The organism is Sphingomonas sp. BK235 (assembly GCF_004345855.1).
Lineage (GTDB): Bacteria > Pseudomonadota > Alphaproteobacteria > Sphingomonadales > Sphingomonadaceae > Sphingomonas.
Genome location: NZ_SLXN01000004.1, coordinates 350,085 through 367,230 on the forward strand (window position 1 = coordinate 350,085; position 17,146 = coordinate 367,230).

A 17,146-nucleotide genomic window follows, 5' to 3' on the forward strand; every position below is an offset into this window, starting at 1 on the left:
AACTCGTCCTTAACGCTATGCTAATGATGATGCGCCGCGCGGCTTCATCGCCCGGTCACGGAAGCTTCGTGAATCCGAAACAGCGCTGATCTAGCCGGCGCCCCGAGAAGGGGAGCCCATGTCGACCACCAGAGCCGTACTCGTCACGCTCGTCGCCACGACCGCGTTGCCATTGCTGTCGCTGGCGCCGCAGGTCGCGCTGGCGGCGACACCGCGGCCGACGCCGCCGCTCGCCACACCGGACGCGGCGCCGGCGCCGATCGACCCCGACCCCGCCGCGGGCGCGCCGGCGCGCCCGCTCGACGACATCATCGTCACCGCCGAGAAACGCCCCGAGTCGCTGCAGAAGACGCCGATCGGCCTGTCGGTCCTCACCAACGAGGATCTGGTCAACCGGCACGTCCAGTCGCTGACCGACCTGGGCGATGGCGCGATCCCTTCGCTGCGCGTCGCGCCCTTCTTCTCGCGGCCGGGCGCGCTGATCGTCAACATCCGCGGCGTCGGCGTACTGTCCGACAGCAACCAGCCCGCGCGCGATCAGGGAGTCGGCGTCTATATCGACGGCGTCTACCAGGGCCGGCCGCAGGGCCTCGGCGCGGCGCTGTACGACATCGAGAATATCGAGGTGCTCAAGGGCCCGCAGGGCACGTTGTTCGGCCGCAACACCGAAGGCGGCGCGGTGAACATCGTGACCAAGCGCCCCAGCGGCGTCTTCGCCCTCCACGCCACCGCAGGCCTGGGCAATTACGGCAGCTACAAGGGAGAGTTGCACCTCGACCTGCCCGATTACCGCGGATGGCGGCTGAAGCTGGACGGCGTGGTGAGCCGGCGCGACGGGCTGGTGCGCAATCCGCTGTCCGGCGCCGCGGACTTCAACGGCTATGACAAGCGCGGCGTCCATGCCGAACTGTTGTGGAAGCCGGCGCCCGATCTCACCGCCGATGCCGCGTTCGACACTTCCTATGACGCCACGACGACGCTGTTCAACCAGTTGCTCGCCCCCGGCACCGGGCTGGCCGCCACCGCGACCGGTCCGGCGATCGCGCCCTACCGGCTCGCCGCGCTCGCGCGACCGTCGCGCCGGCGTCAGACGGTCGCCCCGGTCGGATCGCCCGAACAGCCCAGCATCGGCACCTCGACCGGATATCGGCTCAACCTCGAGTGGCAGGCGGTGCCCGCGGTGATGCTCAAGGCGATCACCGCCTATCGCGAGCTGACGCAGGGCCAGTTCGACAACGGCTCCGCCGCGCCCACCCTGCAACAACCGCTCACCACCGCCAATCCGACCGGCGCCTTCAACGTCCGCAACACGATCGCGGGCGTGACCTATCCCGGCTTCGCCTTCGCGCGCTACAGCCTCGCCTCGTTCCGGCAGCACCAGTTCAGCGAGGAAGTGCAGGCGATCGGCGACGCGGGCGAGCGGCTGCGCTTCGTGCTGGGCGGGCTCTATTATCGCGAGCACGTCCGCGACGACGCCCAGGCCTATAACACCAACGCCTTCACCGATGCGGCGGGCAGCGCCTATGTCACGCTCGCGCTCGACCCCGCGACCCGGCCGATCGATCGCGCGAGCGCGGTGACGACGACCAGCATCGGCGCTTACGGCCAGGCGACCTTCACCCCCGCGCTGCTCGACGAGGCGCTCCACCTGACCGCCGGCGCGCGCCTGACCCACGACCGCAAGCAGGGCGCGCTGCTGATCGTCAACAATGCGCCGCCGACGCTCCCGGTCGGCGGCGTGACGCGCACCGGGCCGATCCCGCTGGCGTACAGCCAGTCGCGGGTCGATCCGCTGGTCACGCTGGCGGCGGACCTCACCCCCGACGTCCACGCTTATGCCAAATGGAGCACCGGCTATCGCTCGGGCGGCGCCAATTCGCGCTCGCTCAATTACGCCACCTTCGATCCCGAGACGGTGTCGATGCTGGAGGCCGGCGCCAAGACCGAGTTCTGGCAGCATCGCGCGCGCCTCAACGTCGCGGCCTATACCGGCCGCTATAAGGACATCCAGCTCGACTTCAGCGGCCTGTACGAGGACGTGGTCGGCGGTGTGCGCGTGGCGACCACGCGTACGACGATCAACACGGTCAACGCGCCCGGGACGGGGCGCCTGAGCGGGATCGAGGCCGATCTGCTGGTCGCCCCGGCGCGCGGGCTGACGCTGACCGCGAGCTACGCGCGCAACCACGTGGTTATCCTCGCGACGATCAACCCCTTCCCGCAGACGGGCGGCGTCTTCATCACGGTCCCGGTGCCGATCTATCAGGTCTATACGCCGCCGCAGTCGGCGAGCGGCGCGATCGACTATGAGGCCGCGGGGCGCGGCTTCGTGCTGCGCGCGCATGTGGATGGCAATGTCGCGTCGGGCTATTATGCCGGCTATACCGACAGCGCCTATGATCCGGTGACCCGCGCGGTGCGCTACCCGCAACCGCGCGGTGACGGCAGCCTGATCGTCAACGCCCGGCTCGCGCTGGCGGACATCGCGATGTCGGGCGGTGCCACCGCCACCGTCTCGCTATGGGCGCGCAACCTGTTCGACGAGCAGCATGTCTTCGTGAAATCGGGGTCGCCGCAGGCAGGGTTGAGCGGCTTCTTCAACGACCAGCGGACCTTCGGCGGCGAGATCAGCGTCCGGCTGTGATCCCGCCCTCGAGGCGCGGCGCGCGCAGGGTGGCAAGGCCGGCGGGTGACCGATCGCCGACGTGCCGCCGCCTCCCCGCCCGGCGGCGCGGCCGAACGTCGCGGTCGGTGCGCGTGATCTCCGTGTCATCGATCGAGCGCTGATCGCGCGCGACGAGCCGCGCAGCAGCCGGGAGCGCGCGAGCCGGCCGGGAGACCCGGCGTGCCACGACGAGTCGGGCGCCCGGCGCGCGCGGCACGAGCGATCACTGCCGCGCGGCACTAGGGGAGATGGAGGGTGCCGTCGCCGGTATCGCGGACCGCGCGACGACGATCCGCGCCCGCGCGGGCGCGGCGCATCATCCGTGACGCTGGCGGGGAAATGGTGCCCAAGGGCGGGATCGAACCACCGACACTACGATTTTCAGTCGTATGCTCTACCAACTGAGCTACTTGGGCGCACCGCTCGCGAGCGATGAGGCGCGGTCCCTAAGCCGTGCCGCCGGGCTTGTCCAGCCCCTCCCACGTTTCTTCGTCGATCGGCTGGCCGGGCAGGCGATAGCCCTCGCCGAGCCAGCGCAGCAGGTCGCGATCCTTGCAGCCGCGGCTGCAGAACGGGGCGTGATCGGGGCGCGCCGGCGCGGCGCAGATCGGGCAGGATTGGGTCATCGGTCGAAGATAGGGAGCCGCCCCGTCCGGCGCAGCAGCGCCGCGGTCCAGTCCGGCTCGGCGGCGATCCGCGCCGACACCGGCTCGGGCAGCCGCACGCGCGGCGGCGCGCCCGGCGGCTCGCGCTCGATCAGCCGCAGCGCGGCGCGCGCGGCCGCGCCGATCGCGTCGTCGCGCACGCGCTCGGGCAGCGAGGCGCGCGGGCGCGGCCGGACGACCTGGAGGAAACCGAAGCCGTTGACCGCGGTACGCTCGAACGGCGGCGGCAGCGCGGCGTCCAGCGCGGCGGCGACCGCCTGGCGCGCCGCCTTGCCCGTCACGCTGGGGAAATCGATCCCGATCGAGCCGCCGATGCCGTGGCGCCGGATCGCCTGTGCCACCGCGGTCGCGGCGCGCAGCGCGAGCGTGTCGGGCGCGTCGTCGCCGTCGACGTCGAACAGCGTCATCGCCGGGGTCGGCGACATCCGCAGCGCGCCCCCCGCGAAGGCGATCTCGCCGGTGCGTGCCTCCTCGAGCAGCTCGGACCAGCCCGCCGCCTCGAGCCGGTCCGCCTCGTGCGCGCGCGTGTGGCGCACCGGCAGGCCGGTGGCGACGATCCGCTCGTACAGGGTCGCGCCCGCCACGGGGGCGGCGTCGGTCGCGCGCCCGCGCGCGCGCTTGGCGCGGCCGGGCTCGGGGATCGCCTCGCGCGTCACCTCCACCGTCAGCGCCGCGCCCAGCGTCACCCCCGCGGGCGCGCGATCGAGCAGCAGCTCGCGCCCGTCCTCCAGCGCGGCGACGCGGCGCTCGACCAGCCGCGCGCGCGCCACCGTGCCGACGCGCAGCGTGCCGGGCAGTTCGATCCGCCCGGCGAGGATAAGCTCATCCGCGACCAGCGCGGCGCGGGCCTCGCCGATCCCGTCCTCGTACAGCCACTCAGCCAAGCGCCACGCCCGCGGCGGCGAGCAGGGCGCGGGTCTCGAACAGCGGCAGCCCGATCACCCCCGAGTGGCTGCCGGCGAGGAAGCGGACGAACGCCTCGGCGCGCCCCTGGATGGCATAGCCGCCCGCCTTGCCGAGTCCCTCACCGCCCGCGACATAGGCGTCGATCTCCGCCTCGCTCAGCGGCTTGAACGCGACGACCGTGTCGGCCAGCCGGGTCCGCGCGCGCCCGTCCGGCGCGATCACGCACACCGCCGACAGGGCGTGGTGGCGGCGCCCGGAGAGCAGCCGCAGCAGCGTGCGCTGCACCTCGGCATCGCTGGCGGGGGGCAGGATACGGCGGCCGAGCGCGATCGTGGTGTCGCCGGCGAGCACCGCCTCGCCCGCGCCGCGCGTCACCGCGCGCGCTTTCTCCTCGGCGAGGCGCAGCGCATAGGCGCGCGGCAGCTCGCCGGCGCGCGGCGTCTCGTCGATATCGGGGGATTCGACCCGCGCCGGCACCACGCCGATGCGCGCGAGCAGGTCGCGCCGGCGCGGCGACGACGAGGCGAGCACCAGCGGCGCGACGCCGGCGGGGGGCGTCACGCGGTCACCGCCGTCGTCATCGGGATCGCGGTCGGGCGCGCGGCTCAGGACGGGCCGGGGCCACCGCGGCCGGGCATGAAGCGATAGGTGATGCGACCCTTGGTGAGATCATAGGGGGTCAGCTCGACCAGCACCTCGTCGCCGACGAGGACGCGGATGCGGTTCTTGCGCATCTTGCCCGCGGTGTGACCGAGGATCTCATGGTCGTTCTCGAGCCGGACGCGGAACATCGCATTGGGCAGCAGCTCCACCACCTGCCCGCGCATCTCGAGGAGTTCTTCTTTCGCCAAACGGTGTCTCTTTCGCGCTGAGTGCGCGCGCCCTTAGCCGAGACGGCGAAAAAAGGAAAGGCGAGCGCGTGGATCGCGCGGCGACCCCGGTCGCGGCGCAGCAACCATATGGGGCCAGGACGCCGCCATCGCAAGCCGGCGCCGCCGCGCGCCGCGCTATAATGAGGCGATGCGCGCGATCGAGTACCGGCCGACCAGCGACGACGTGCTCGCCGCGACACGGCTCGCCTGGCGGCTCCGCTGGCTCGCACCGCGACGGCTCGCGATGACGCTGGCGCGCTGGCTGCTGCTCGGCGCGCTCTTCGGCGCGGCCACGTCATGGGCGGCGGGCGGCGACGCCATCGGCGCGGCGCGCGTCGTCGCGCTCTGCGCCGCGGTCCAAGTGGCCATGCTCGGTGCGGGCTGGCTGCTGCTGCCCCTTCGCACCCGCCGCCGCATCGCGCGGGAGCCCGCGCTGCGGGCGGAGCGCGGCCTGCGCTGGGACGAGGAAGCGATCGAGATCCGCCTGGGCGCGACCATCACGCGCCGCCCCTGGTCCACGCTCACCACGACGCGGCACGGCACGCAACTGGTGTTGCGCCGCGACGGGCAGGTGATCCTGTTCGTGCCCGCACGGGTGCTGGCGCCGGCGCAGTGCGACGATCTCGTCGCGCTCGCGCACGGGCGCTGAGCCGGCGCAGCGGCGCGATGCGGTGGCGCGCCGCGACCTTCGCGATCCGCCGCGACGATCTGCTCCACGCCGCCCGGCCGCGGCTGGCCGCGCGGCTGTGGCGCCGCGCGGCCGGCCTCGCGCTCGCCCCCTGCGTCGCGGCGGGGGCGCTGCTGGCGCGGCGCGCGGTCGCGGCGCCCTGGCGTGTCGAGGCCGGGGTCGTGATCGCCGTGCTGCTGTGGCTGCCCTGCGCGCTCGCCGCGCTGCCGCTGGCGTATCGCCTGCTCGCGCCGCGCCGGATCCGCGCGCTGGTCGCGCGCCAGCCCGCCACCGCGCTGCTCACCACGATCGGCTGGCACCCACGCGGGCTGGTGCTGGCGTCGCCGCGCGGGACGCTGCGGCTCGGCTGGGACGCGATCGTGGCGGCGGAGGAGCGCGGCGGGCTGCTGCTGCTCCACCGTGCGCGCGGCACGCCGCTGTTCGTGCCGCTGGCGGTGCTGTCGCCGCGCCAGCGCGCCGAGCTGCTCAGTCGCGCGCCCGCCCCGCCACCATGGTCGCGATCGCGAGATCGCCCGAGACGTTGAGCGCGGTGCGGCACATGTCGAGGAAGCGATCGACCCCCAGCACGATCCCGATCGCGGCCGGGGGCACCCCGACCATGCCGAGGATCAGCGCCACCACCGGCAGCGAGCCCGCGGGCACCCCCGCGGTGCCGATGCCGCCGAGAATGCAGATGCCGAGCACGGTGAGCTGCTGCGTCACGCCCAGCTCCACGCCGAAGAATTGCGCGAGGAAGATCACGGTGACCCCCTCGAAGATCGCGGTGCCGTTCTGGTTGGCGGTGGCGCCGATCGTCAGCACGAAGCGCGACACCTTGCGCGGCAGCTTCAGCTCGCGCTCCGCCACCGCGAGCGAGGTCGGCAGCGTCGCGTTGGACGAGGAGGTGGCGAAGGCCATCACCAGCGCCTCCTGGATCGCGCGGAAGAACCCCCAGGGCGTGCGCCCCGCCGCCCACCACACCGCCAGCGAATAGACCAGCAGCATCTGCACCAGCAGCGCGCCGATCACGGTGCCGACATAGGCGCCGAGCCGCACCAGGATGTCCGCGCCGAACAGCGCGGCAAGGTTGAACATGAAGCAGGCGACCGCCAGCGGGGCGAGCCGGATCACCAGCCCGATCAGCGCCATGGTCACCTCCAGCAACCCCTCGATCGCGTGCTGGAAGGCGGTGACCTTGTCGCTCTTGGCGATCACCACGCCGATCCCGATCGCCAGCGCGAAGACCATCAGCGCGAGGATGTCGTCGTCCGCCGCGGCGCGGACCGCGTTGGCGGGGACGATCCCGAGCCATTGCTCCATCGCGCCGGGCTGGTCGCGCCCCGCGCGCACGATCGCGCCCGCGCCCTCCGCCGCCTGCGCGAGCATCTGGCGCGCGAGCGCGGGGTCGACCCCGTCGCCGGGGCGCAGCAGGTTGACCGCGGCGAGCGCGACCGCGACCGAGACGAGCGAGAGCAGCAGCGTGAAGGCGAGCGTGCGCAGCCCGATGCGGCGGAGCTGCGCGACATCCCCCATCTCCGCGACGCCGGTGACCAGCGCGGCGAACAGCAGCGGGATCACCAGCATGAACAGCAGCCGCAGGAACAGCTGGCCGAAGGGCGCGGTGACGTTCCGGGTCAGTGCCGCGACCCAGGCGGCATCGCCCGCGGTGGCATTGACGATCAGCCCCGCGCCGAGCCCGATCGCGAACCCCAGCAGCATCTGGAGCTGGAGCGGGAAGCGCGCGCGCGATGGGGCGGGGTCGGTCACGCCGGATCAAGTACCGGCGCGGCGTCGCGGTTCCGCGCGGGCGCCCGGGGGCAGGCCGCGCTCGAGTCCGATCCCGCGATCGAACCGGGCTCCGGCGTCCGCAGGAGCATTCCGCCGCTTCAGGCGAGCGGGATCACTCGCTAGCGCCGCACCCCGCTGGCGGCGAGTTCGGCGTCGATCGCCTCGACCAGCCGCGCCAGCCCGGCCGCGTCGCGCGCCTCGGCGCGCAGCGTCAGCGCCGCCTGCGTGTTCGACGCGCGCAGCAGCCACCAGCCGTCCTCGGTCGACACGCGCACGCCGTCGGTGCGATCAACGCGCGCGCCCGCGGCGGCGAGCCGCTCGGCCACCTCGCCGACCACCGCGAGCTTGCGCGCCTCGTCGACCGGCACGCGCCACTCGGGCGTGGTGCAACGCGGCGGCAGCGCGGCGCGCAGGTCGGCGAGCGGCGCGCCCGCGCGCCGCACCGCGCGCAGCAGCCGCACCGCCGCGTAGAGCGCGTCGTCGAAGCCGTAATAACCGTGCGCGAAGAAGATATGCCCCGACAGCTCGCCCGCGAGCGGCGCGCCCACCTCCTTCATCTTCGACTTCATCTCGCTGTGCCCGGTGCGCCACATCAGCGCCTTGCCGCCCAGCGCGGCGATCCGGTCGAACAAGGCGTCGCTCGATTTCACGTCGGCGACGATCGTCGCGCCGGGCAGCTCCTCGAGCAGGGGCGCGGCGAGCAGCGCGAGGATCTCGTCGCCCCACAGCACGCGGCCGGCGGCATCGACCGCGCCGATCCGGTCGCCGTCGCCGTCGAAGGCGAAGCCCAGGTCGAGCTTCTCGCGCGCGACCAGCGCCTTGAGGTCGGCGAGATTGGCCTCCACCGTCGGGTCGGGATGATGGTGGGGGAAGGTGCCGTCGATGTCGCAGAACAGCAGGTGATGCTCGCCCGGCAGCAGCGCGGTGAGCGCGCGCACCACCTCGCCCGCGGCGCCGTTGCCCGCGTCCCAGCCGACGCGGAGCGGTCGCCCTTCGTGGCGCTCCGGATCGCCCGCGAGCAGCCGGTCGACATAATCGGCGCGGACGTCGCGCGCGCTCACCCCGCCCTGCCCGCTGGTCCAGTCGCCCGCCGCGGCGAGCCGCGCGAGATCGGCGATGTCGTCGCCGAAGAAACTGTCGCCGCGCAGCACCAGCTTGAAGCCGTTGTCGTCGCGCGGGTTGTGGCTGCCGGTGACCTGCACCCCGCCGTCGACCCCGAGCGTCGCCGCGGCATAATAGAGCATCGGCGACGGCCCCAGCCCGACGCGCACCACGTCGACTCCGCCCTCGCTCAGCCCGCGCACCAGCGCCGCCTCGAGCGCGGGCGAGTGGGTGCGTCCGTCGTAACCGACCGCGACGCTGGTCCCGCCCGCGCGCCGCAGCCGCGTCGCGAAGCTGCGCCCGACGGCATAAGCGTCCGCCTCCGACAGGTTGGTGCCGACGGTGCCGCGCACGTCATATTCGCGCAGGATAACGGGGTCGAAGCGGTGGGTCACGGCGATGGTCCGGTCAGTCGCGGCGCAAGCGCGCGAGCAGCGTGTCGCGCGCGGCATTGGCCTGGCGCGCGCGCTCGGGCGAGCCGCCGCGGTCGGGGTGGATCTCGGCGATGAGGCGGCGGTGCGCGGCGCGGATCGCGGCCTCGTCGGCGTCGTGCGTGACGCCGAGCAGCGCGCGCGCGTCGGCCAGCGGCGAGCGCTGACGCTTGGGCGCGGGGCGGAGGAAACGCCACGCGGCGTAGACGATCGCGAGCAGGAGAAGCCATTTCAGCATGGGCGTGCGTCGAGGCTAGCGACGTTCTGATTTGAGCCGGTGATGGCAACGGCAACGGCGCCCAGCGCTGACCTGGCGCTATCCCACCCACTGGCGTCATCCTGAACTCGTTTCAGGATCCACTCGTCCGCGACCATCGCCGCTTCTGAGTACGCGGCACCGTGGATCCCGAAACGAGTTCGGGATGACGGCAGGTGGGTGAGTACGGCGCATGCCTCACACGCCACGTGCTCCTGCGAACGCAGGAGCCCAGGGCCACGCAGCGCGACGCCCGCTATTCTGGGTTCCTGCCTCCGCAGGAACACCGCTTCGCACAGCACCCTCACGCGAACAGCGGCATCGTCGTCTCGGGCAGCGCCAGCGCGGCCATCATCTCGCGCAGCTCCTGGCGCGCGGCGACGTGGCTCAGCCCCATCCCGCCGAACGCCTTGGCGTCGAGCAAGGTCAGCCCCTTGGGGAAGAGCTCGCGGTAGATCACGCGCTCGCCCAGCCCCGGGATGATGCGGAAGCCGACGCGCCGGGCGAGCTGGTCGAGCGCGTCCGACACGCGGCGCATATTGCGCGCCTCCAGATATTGCAGGCGGTTGCGCAGCACGACCCAGTCGATCGTGGTGCCGTCCTCGCGCGCGCGCGCCTTGCGCGCGTCCCAGATCAGCTCGGAATAGAAGCTCGGGCGCGTCACCTTGTAGGTCTCGGGATCGACCTGGCCGATCAGGTCGAAGTCGACGAAACTGTCGTTCATCGGCGTCACCAGCGTGTTCGACAACGCCGCCGCCAGCCGCGCCGCGGGGTCGTCGCGCCCCGGCGTGTCGATCACCAGGAAATCATAGCCGTCGGTGAAACGCTGGTAGAGCTCGGCGAAGATGCCGTCGGCGCGCCCGTCGCCGGTGGCGTGGGCGGGGACGGGCAGGTCGATCTCGGCGCGCTTCACCGTCGATTCGCGATTCTCGAGATAGCGACCCAGCGTGCGCTGGCGATGATCGAGGTCGATGCACGCCACGCGCGCGCCCTTGGCCGCGAGCGCGATCGCGACATGGACCGCGGTGGTACTCTTGCCCGTCCCGCCCTTCTCATTGGCGAAGACGATGACGTGCGTGCGCCCGCCCGGGGGTCCCCCGCCCGGACCCTCCTCGTGCACGCCTGCAACGGTGTCGGACAAATCGTCGCATCCCTGATTGATTGCGGTTCGTCGCGACCATAGAACCCGGCGCCGCGAGTTTCGAGGGGTAACGGGTGGACATATATCGGGAGCTCGCCGGGCTTCGCGCGGCGCTCGAGACGGCGCGCGCGAGCGGGCGCGAGGTGGCGCTGGTGCCGACCATGGGGGCGCTGCACGCCGGCCACGTCGCGCTGGTCGAGGCGGCGCGGCGGCCGGGCACGACCCTGGTGGCGTCGATCTTCGTCAACCCGCGCCAGTTCGGCGCGGGCGAGGACCTGTCGCGCTACCCGCGCAAGGAGACCAGCGACATCGCCATGCTGACCGAGGCGGGCTGCGACCTGCTGTGGCTGCCGTCGGTGGAGCAGATGTACCCCGACGGCTTCGCCACCAATGTGTCGGTGAGCGGGGTGAGCGAGGGGCTCGACGGCGCGGCGCGGCCGGGCCATTTCGACGGCGTCGCCACCGTGGTGGCCAAGCTGTTCAACCAGGTGCGCCCGACCCGCGCCTATTTCGGCGAGAAGGACTTCCAGCAGCTCGCGGTGGTGCGGCGGATGGTCGCCGACCTCGACCTCGACGTCGAGATCGTCGGCGTGCCGACGCAGCGCGAGGACGACGGGCTCGCGCTGTCGTCGCGCAACGTCTATCTCTCGCCCGAGGAGCGCCAGAAGGCGGTGGCACTGCCGCGCGCGCTGGGCGTGGCGTCGCGCGCGATCCGCCGCGGGACCGCGCCGGCCAAGGCGATCGACGACGCCGTCGCGACGCTGACCGCGGCGGGGTTCGAGGTGGATTATGTCGCGCTGGTCGACGCCGAGACGCTCGCGCTCGATCCCGCGCCCGAGCGGCGGCGGCAATTGCTCGCGGCGGCGCGGCTCGGCCACACGCGGCTGATCGACAATCTCGCGGTGGAGCCGGCCCGGGTTCGACCGAAGTCGCATTAACCGGTTAACCAATTAGGAAGCCGAATCAGCGAAAACCCTCATTATTCCACGGATTTGAGGGTGATCCTGCGATGCCGACCGATTTCGAGAACGCGCTGCTGGCGCGCCGCACTGCCGAGGCGACTCGCGGCAATGAGGACGCCGCCTACGACCTGGGCGTGGCCTACTCGACCGGCACCGCCGGCGCGACGCTCGACCTGATCGAGGCGCACAAATGGTTCAACCTCGCCGCCGCGCGCGGTCACGAGGCCGCCGCCGCCGCCCGCGCCGAGGTGGCCGAGGACATGACCGCGCGCGAGATCGCGACCGCGCAGCGCGCCGCGCGCGACGTGCTCGCGCTGGGCACCCGCCGCGCCGCCTGAGCCACGCTCACCCGCGGCGCCCGGTCGATGACGGCGCTGACGGCGACGGGCGTGATGCTCCTCCCCCTGCCCCTCGCGTCATCCTGAGCTCGTCTCAGGATCCACGGCTCCGCCTTTCCAGCGGCCGGGGAGAGTGAGGACGGGTGGGTCCGGAGCCAAAGGGAGGCTGGCATCTTCGGCCGTCTGATCTGCCGCTACTATTCGCGGGTGATACACTGCGATGAGGAAGGCCGCTTTCTCTTCCCTCATCGTCATCCCGGCCTCGCGCCGGGATCCATTCCTCCGCGAGAGCAACGCCGGCGGCCCTCGCGGCACCATGGATCCCGGGTCGAGCCCGGGATGACGGGAGTAAGCCGCTTCCGCGACAATGAACCTTTTGGGTCCGGACCCGTGGATCCTGAAACGAGTTCAGGATGACGGCCGCGGAGGTGCGCGCGACGCATCCTCCTAGCTCACTCGTCGCGAGGGAGACGGGCTGGCGCTACGTCTTCGCCGCGGCCTTCTTCGCGGGCGCCTTCTTCGCCGCCACCTTCTTCGCCGCCACCTTCTTCGCCGGCGCCTTCGCCGCGCCCGCTTCCGCCTTCGCCGCCACCTTCTTCGCCGGCGCCTTCTTCTTGGCCGGCTTCTTCGCCGGTGCCGCGGCGGCGCGTGCGTCGATCAGCTGCGCTGCCTCCTCCAGCGTGAGCTGATCGGGCGCGATCGTCTTGGGCAAGGTCGCATTGGTGGTGCCGTCGGTCACGTACGGCCCGTAGCGCCCTTCCATCAGCCGCAGCTCGGCCTCGGTGCGCGGGTGCGCGCCCAGCACCTTGAGCGGCGCGCGCGCCGCGCCGCGCTGCGGCCGCCCGCCGCCCGCCGCCGCCTCGGCGAGCTTCACCACCGCGGCGTTCATGCCGGTCTCGAACACCTCGGCGGTCGACTGCAGCCGCGCGTATTTGCCCTCGTGGACCAGATAGGGGCCGTAGCGCCCGATGCTGGCGGCGATGTCCTTGCCCGTCTCGGGGTGCTGGCCGATCACGCGCGGCAGGTGGAGCAATTTGAGCGCCATCTCCAGGTCGAGCTCGCCGATATCCTTGGGGATGGAGGCGCGCTTGGCATCCTTGCCGTCGCCGAGCTGGATGTACGGGCCGAACCGCCCCGACTTGCGCTCGACCGGCAGCCCCGTCTCGGGATCGTGGCCGAGCTGCTCGGGCGCGGCGTCCTCGCCCGCCTCGCCGCCCTGCGCGAAGCGGCGGGTGTATTTGCACTCGGGATAGTTGCTGCACGCGATGAACGCGCCGAACTTGCCGCCGCGCAGCGCCAGGCTGCCGACATGGCACGCCGGGCACAGCCGCGGGTCGGTGCCGTCGGCCTTGTCGGGAAAGAGATAGGGCGCGAGGAACTGGTCGAGCTGCGCGGTGACCTCGCTCGGCTTCTGCTCCATCACCTCGGCGGTGCGCGGCTTGAAATCGCGCCAGAACGCCTCGAGCACCGCCTGCCACTGCGCGCGCCCGCCCGAGACGTCGTCGAGCTCTTCTTCCAGCCCGGCGGTATAGTCGTAGCCGACATAGCGCTCGAAGAAGCGCTCGAGGAAGGCGGTCACCAGCCGGCCGCTCTCCTCGGCGAAGAAGCGGTTCTTCTCGACGCGGACATAGGCGCGGTCCTTGAGCGTCTTGATGATCGAGGCATAGGTCGAGGGCCGGCCGATCCCCAGCTCCTCCATCCGCTTGACCAGCGACGCCTCGGAGAAGCGCGGCGGCGGCTGGGTGAAATGCTGCTCGGCGTCGACGCCCTTCTTGGCGGGCGAGTCGCCCTCGCGCAGCCGCGGCAGGCGCTTCGCGTCCTCGTCCTGGCTGTCGTCCTGGCCTTCCTCGTAGAGCGCGAGATAGCCGGGGAAGAGCACCACCTGCCCGGTGGCGCGCAGCACGTGGCGGCCGGTGCCGTCGGCCAGCTCCACCGTGGTGCGCTCCATCCGCGCCGAGGCCATCTGGCTCGCGAGCGCGCGCTTCCACACCAGATCGTACAGCCGAGCGTGGTCGCCCGAGCCGACGCGGTCGCGCGAGAAGTCAGTCGGGCGGATCGCCTCGTGCGCTTCCTGCGCGTTCTTCGCCTTGGTCTGGTACATGCGCGGCTTGTCGGGGACATAGCCGCCGTCGTAGCGCTGCGCGATCGCGGCGCGCGCGGCCGAGATGGCGCTGCCGTCCATCTGCACGCCGTCGGTCCGCATATAGGTGATCGCGCCGTCCTCGTAGAGTTGCTGCGCGATCCGCATCGTATGGTCGGCGGAGAAGCCGAGCTTGCGCGCCGCCTCCTGCTGCAGCGTCGAGGTGGTGAAGGGCGGCGGCGGGTTGCGCGTCGCCGGCTTGGTCTCGACCGACTCGACCGCGAACCGCCCCGCCTCGACGTCGGCCTTGGCGCGCAGCGCGTCGCCCTCGTTGCCGATCGAGAGCCGGTCGAGCTTTTTGCCCTCCCATTGCACCAGCCGCGCGACGAAGGGCGTCCCGTCCTGCTCGAGGTTCGCCGTGACCGACCAATATTCCTGCGCGCGGAAAGCCTCGATCTCGCGCTCGCGCGAGACGATCAGCCGCAGCGCGACCGACTGGACCCGCCCCGCCGACTTGGCGCCGGGCAGCTTGCGCCACAGCACCGGCGAGAGCGTGAAGCCGACGAGATAGTCGAGCGCGCGGCGCGCGCGATAGGCGTCGATCAGGTCGGTATCGAGCTGGCGCGGGTTGGCCATCGCCTGCGTCACCGCCGGCTTGGTGATGGCGTTGAAGGTGACGCGCTGGACGTCCTTGGGCAGCGCCTTGCGCTTGGCCAGCACCTCCTGGACGTGCCACGAGATCGCCTCGCCCTCGCGATCGGGGTCGGTGGCGAGGATCAGCCGGTCGGCGCCCTTGGCGAGATCGGCGATCGCCTTGAGCTGCTTGGCCTTGTCCGCGTAATTCTCCCATTCCATCGCGAACCCCTCGTCGGGATTCACCGACCCGTCGCGCGGCGGCAGGTCGCGGATGTGGCCGTAGCTCGCGAGCACGCGATAGTCGGAGCCCAGATACTTTTCGATGGTCTTCGCCTTGGCGGGCGATTCGACGATGACGAGCTGCATAAGCGGTCGGTAGCGGTCCTTACGTGTACGCGCGAGGGTGGGTGGCCGGAGCGGGCACGTCAAGCGAGGGCGGCGCGCGGAGTCCCCCGGCGACGTCCTACGGTAAAGGCGAGAGGAACCAATTACTGCTATTGACTCGCATTAGTGCTTCTACGCATCGCCTTACGCCTCGACGATGGGGGGCAAGGTGATGACACGACAGGGCACGGCAGCTTGGATCGGCATGGCCATGGCGACACTCGCCACCGCGTCCGCGACGGCGCAGGAACGCGCCGAGCACGATGCGGCGCGGACCGACGTCGTGGTCACCGCGCACGACGGCGGCCAGTCGTCGGTGACCGCGGACGGCGCGCTCGGCGCGCGCGTGCTGCTCGATACGCCCTTCTCGCAGACGGTCGTCACGCGCGACGACATCGATCGCCGCCAGGTGATGACGGTCGGGCAGATCTTCCTCGACGATCCCTCCGTCTTCTCCGCCGCGGTCAACGGCACCACCAATTGGTGGGGGCCGCAGATCCGCGGGTTGCCGGTGCAGAACATGTTCGTCGACGACGTGCCGCTCCAGCTCAGCTGGGGCGGCGAGTTCCCGATCGAATCGGTCGACCGGGTCGAGGCGCTGAAGGGCCTGAGCGGTTTCATGTACGGCTTCGGCACCCCCGGCGGCGTCTTCAGCTATCGTACCAAGCGGCCGACCGCCGAGCCGCTGCTGTCGACCGAGATCGTGTGGCGTTCGCCGCGCGCGGGTATCGCGCGGATCGACTCGGGCGGGCCGATCGCGGGCGAGGCGCTGGGCTATCGGCTCAACCTCGCGCGCGAGGCCGGCGTCCTGTACAATCGTGCGCGGCCGGCGCGCCTGCTGGTCGCGCCGGCGCTGGCAGGGCAGCTGTCGCCGTCGATCCGCTGGCACGCGACCGCCACCTACGAGCACGCCGACCTGCGCGATCAGCCGGTCTATCTCTATATGGACGATTTCGCCGGTGCCGCGCTGCCCGCACCGCGCGCCCGGTACGAACACCTGAGCATCGCCGGCAGCTTCTATCGCACCAAGACGCTGGTGGCCTCCTCCGGGCTGGACTGGCAGCTCGCGCGCGACTGGTCGCTCGGTCTGACCTACGGCTATACCAGCAAGATCCACGTCTCGCGGCGCGTCTACGGCGACCTGCGGAACGAGGCGGGCGACTATCGCGGCCATCTGTTCGTCTTCACGGGGAGCGACCGGTTTCACTTCGCCCAGGCGCTGCTGCAGGGTGAGGCGCGCACCGGTCCGTTCGGCCATCATCTCGTCGCGGGCGCGTCGGCGACGATCGACCTCTACCAGCTCGCCGGCCGGTACGAACCGCACAGCTTCGACGGCAATCTGGGCCGCACACCCGATTACCACGTCCCGCGCGGCCCGCTGGGCGTCTTCGTGACCGAACATTATCGCGAGCCCCAGGCCGGACAGTTCCTCAGCGACACGATCGATCTCGACGAGCGTTACCGGTTGCTGGCGGGGGTTCGCCGCACGGTCGACCGGCAGGTCTATGGCGCCTCCCCCGTGCCGATCCGGTCCAGCGCGCTCACCCCGACGGTCGCGCTGATCTACAAGCCCAGGCCGTTCGCGACGCTCTACGCCAGCTATGTCCAGTCGCTCGAGGCGGGCGGGCGCGTGCCCGAGGACTATGCCAATGGCGGCACGGTGCTGCCCGCGACGGTCAGCACGCAGCGCGAGATCGGGGTCAAATATGATCACGCGGCGGTGGAGCTCACCGGCGCGCTCTTCCGGGTCGCGCGCGCGGCGGTGATCGACCGGCGCGAGGCGGGGCAGCGCTATCAGACGCAGGATGGCCTCACCCTCTACAAAGGCGCCGAGGCGATCGCTCGCTACGCGATCGACGCGCGCTGGCGCCTCGGCCTCGGGCTGCTCCACCTCGATCCGCGCTACCGCCGGGTCTCGCCCGACAATGCCGCGATCGCGGGTCACGTACCGATGCAGGTGGCGCGATGGCAGGCGACCGGCAGCGTCGACTGGGAGGTCGCCGGGCTGCCCGGACTGAGCCTGCACGGCAACCTGCGCTATGCCGGCAAGGCGCCGATCACCGACGCCGACCGGGTCTACACGCCCGCCAGCACGCTCGCCTATCTCGGCGGCCGCTACGAGACGCGGCTCGGCGATCGCCGGCTCTTGCTCAGCGCCAACGTCAACAACGTGTTCGATCACGCTTATTGGTCGACCAACGACATCGGCGAGCGCCGCAACGGGGTGATCGGCGCCACCTTGTTCTGGTAGGCG

At 71.8% G+C, this 17,146-nt stretch carries 15 protein-coding genes and 1 tRNA gene; 6 read left to right on the top strand and 10 right to left on the bottom strand.

The features are described 5' to 3' along the window. Nucleotides 1-118 precede the first annotated feature (118 nt). The gene (locus EV292_RS13425) at nt 119-2,644 is read left to right on the top strand and encodes a TonB-dependent receptor (protein WP_132909719.1); all 2,526 of its coding nucleotides are present in this window, start codon (nt 119-121) and stop codon (nt 2,642-2,644) included. 361 nt (nt 2,645-3,005) lie between these two features. Here EV292_RS13425 and EV292_RS13430 read toward each other — a convergent pair. The 5 genes from EV292_RS13430 to infA all read right to left on the bottom strand — a co-directional run bounded on the left by EV292_RS13430 (nt 3,006) and on the right by infA (nt 5,087). Beyond that, nucleotides 3,006-3,081: transfer RNA gene (locus EV292_RS13430), tRNA-Phe, on the bottom strand. 30 nt (nt 3,082-3,111) lie between these two features. After that, a complete protein-coding gene (yacG, locus tag EV292_RS13435) occupies nt 3,112-3,291 on the bottom strand; it encodes a DNA gyrase inhibitor YacG (protein WP_132909720.1) in 180 nt (59 codons plus the stop codon). Further along, nucleotides 3,288-4,214, bottom strand: coding sequence for a ribonuclease (locus EV292_RS13440; protein ID WP_132909721.1), 927 nt, complete (start codon nt 4,212-4,214; stop codon nt 3,288-3,290). Before EV292_RS13440 ends, yacG begins: the two co-directional genes overlap by 4 nt. Beyond that, a complete protein-coding gene (locus EV292_RS13445; RefSeq protein WP_132909722.1) occupies nt 4,207-4,797 on the bottom strand; it encodes a nucleoside triphosphate pyrophosphatase in 591 nt (196 codons plus the stop codon). Before EV292_RS13445 ends, EV292_RS13440 begins: the two co-directional genes overlap by 8 nt. 44 nt (nt 4,798-4,841) lie before the next feature. Then, a complete protein-coding gene (infA, locus tag EV292_RS13450) occupies nt 4,842-5,087 on the bottom strand; it encodes a translation initiation factor IF-1 (protein ID WP_022685627.1) in 246 nt (81 codons plus the stop codon). 169 nt (nt 5,088-5,256) lie between these two features. Here infA and EV292_RS13455 point away from each other — a divergent pair, with 169 nt between their 5' ends. Both EV292_RS13455 and EV292_RS13460 read left to right on the top strand, forming a co-directional pair. Next, nucleotides 5,257-5,757, top strand: coding sequence for a YcxB family protein (locus EV292_RS13455; RefSeq protein WP_132909723.1), 501 nt, complete (start codon nt 5,257-5,259; stop codon nt 5,755-5,757). Between the two features lie 17 nt (nt 5,758-5,774). Further along, nucleotides 5,775-6,320 (top strand): YcxB family protein, encoded by a 546-nt coding sequence (locus EV292_RS13460; RefSeq protein ID WP_132909724.1) that lies wholly within the window; start codon nt 5,775-5,777, stop codon nt 6,318-6,320. Here EV292_RS13460 and EV292_RS13465 read toward each other — a convergent pair. From EV292_RS13465 to EV292_RS13480, 4 genes are all read right to left on the bottom strand, one after another. After that, on the bottom strand, nt 6,262-7,494 hold the full coding sequence (locus tag EV292_RS13465) for a dicarboxylate/amino acid:cation symporter (RefSeq protein WP_132909801.1): 1,233 nt from the start codon (nt 7,492-7,494) through the stop codon (nt 6,262-6,264). The two genes, EV292_RS13460 and EV292_RS13465, sit on opposite strands and share 59 nt — an antisense overlap. A gap of 188 nt (nt 7,495-7,682) precedes the next feature. Next, the gene (locus EV292_RS13470; RefSeq protein ID WP_132909725.1) at nt 7,683-9,059 is read right to left on the bottom strand and encodes a phosphomannomutase/phosphoglucomutase; all 1,377 of its coding nucleotides are present in this window, start codon (nt 9,057-9,059) and stop codon (nt 7,683-7,685) included. A 13-nt stretch (nt 9,060-9,072) separates the two neighbouring features. Continuing rightward, nucleotides 9,073-9,333: a J domain-containing protein gene (locus EV292_RS13475; RefSeq protein ID WP_207913428.1), complete on the bottom strand. Its 261-nt coding sequence runs from the start codon at nt 9,331-9,333 to the stop codon at nt 9,073-9,075. A 322-nt stretch (nt 9,334-9,655) separates the two neighbouring features. After that, on the bottom strand, nt 9,656-10,471 hold the full coding sequence (locus EV292_RS13480; RefSeq protein ID WP_132909803.1) for a division plane positioning ATPase MipZ: 816 nt from the start codon (nt 10,469-10,471) through the stop codon (nt 9,656-9,658). A gap of 95 nt (nt 10,472-10,566) precedes the next feature. Between EV292_RS13480 and panC the strand changes: the two genes are divergently transcribed. Further along, nucleotides 10,567-11,430 (top strand): pantoate--beta-alanine ligase, encoded by an 864-nt coding sequence (panC, locus tag EV292_RS13485; RefSeq protein WP_132909726.1) that lies wholly within the window; start codon nt 10,567-10,569, stop codon nt 11,428-11,430. Between the two features lie 71 nt (nt 11,431-11,501). Beyond that, on the top strand, nt 11,502-11,792 hold the full coding sequence (locus EV292_RS13490; protein WP_132909727.1) for an SEL1-like repeat protein: 291 nt from the start codon (nt 11,502-11,504) through the stop codon (nt 11,790-11,792). Nucleotides 11,793-12,273: 481 nt separating this feature from the next. Here the strand turns inward: EV292_RS13490 and topA are convergent, their stop codons facing one another. Beyond that, nucleotides 12,274-14,874, bottom strand: coding sequence for a type I DNA topoisomerase (gene topA, locus EV292_RS13495; protein ID WP_132909728.1), 2,601 nt, complete (start codon nt 14,872-14,874; stop codon nt 12,274-12,276). 190 nt (nt 14,875-15,064) lie between these two features. Between topA and EV292_RS13500 the strand changes: the two genes are divergently transcribed. Then, nucleotides 15,065-17,143, top strand: coding sequence for a TonB-dependent receptor (locus EV292_RS13500; RefSeq protein WP_243693774.1), 2,079 nt, complete (start codon nt 15,065-15,067; stop codon nt 17,141-17,143). The last annotated feature ends 3 nt before the right edge of the window (nt 17,144-17,146 follow it).

What these genes read in the sequence shown, in the direction of transcription:
- EV292_RS13425 (WP_132909719.1), top strand. Translation starts at nt 119, where the DNA reads ATGTCGACCACCAGAGCCGTACTCGTCACGCTCGTCGCCACGACCGCG.
- yacG (WP_132909720.1), bottom strand. Translation starts at nt 3,291, where the DNA reads ATGACCCAATCCTGCCCGATCTGCGCCGCGCCGGCGCGCCCCGATCAC.
- EV292_RS13455 (WP_132909723.1), top strand. Translation starts at nt 5,257, where the DNA reads ATGCGCGCGATCGAGTACCGGCCGACCAGCGACGACGTGCTCGCCGCG.
- EV292_RS13460 (WP_132909724.1), top strand. Translation starts at nt 5,775, where the DNA reads ATGCGGTGGCGCGCCGCGACCTTCGCGATCCGCCGCGACGATCTGCTC.
- EV292_RS13465 (WP_132909801.1), bottom strand. Translation starts at nt 7,494, where the DNA reads ATGCTGCTGGGGTTCGCGATCGGGCTCGGCGCGGGGCTGATCGTCAAT.
- EV292_RS13475 (WP_207913428.1), bottom strand. Translation starts at nt 9,333, where the DNA reads ATGCTGAAATGGCTTCTCCTGCTCGCGATCGTCTACGCCGCGTGGCGT.
- EV292_RS13490 (WP_132909727.1), top strand. Translation starts at nt 11,502, where the DNA reads ATGCCGACCGATTTCGAGAACGCGCTGCTGGCGCGCCGCACTGCCGAG.
- topA (WP_132909728.1), bottom strand. Translation starts at nt 14,874, where the DNA reads ATGCAGCTCGTCATCGTCGAATCGCCCGCCAAGGCGAAGACCATCGAA.
- EV292_RS13500 (WP_243693774.1), top strand. Translation starts at nt 15,065, where the DNA reads ATGACACGACAGGGCACGGCAGCTTGGATCGGCATGGCCATGGCGACA.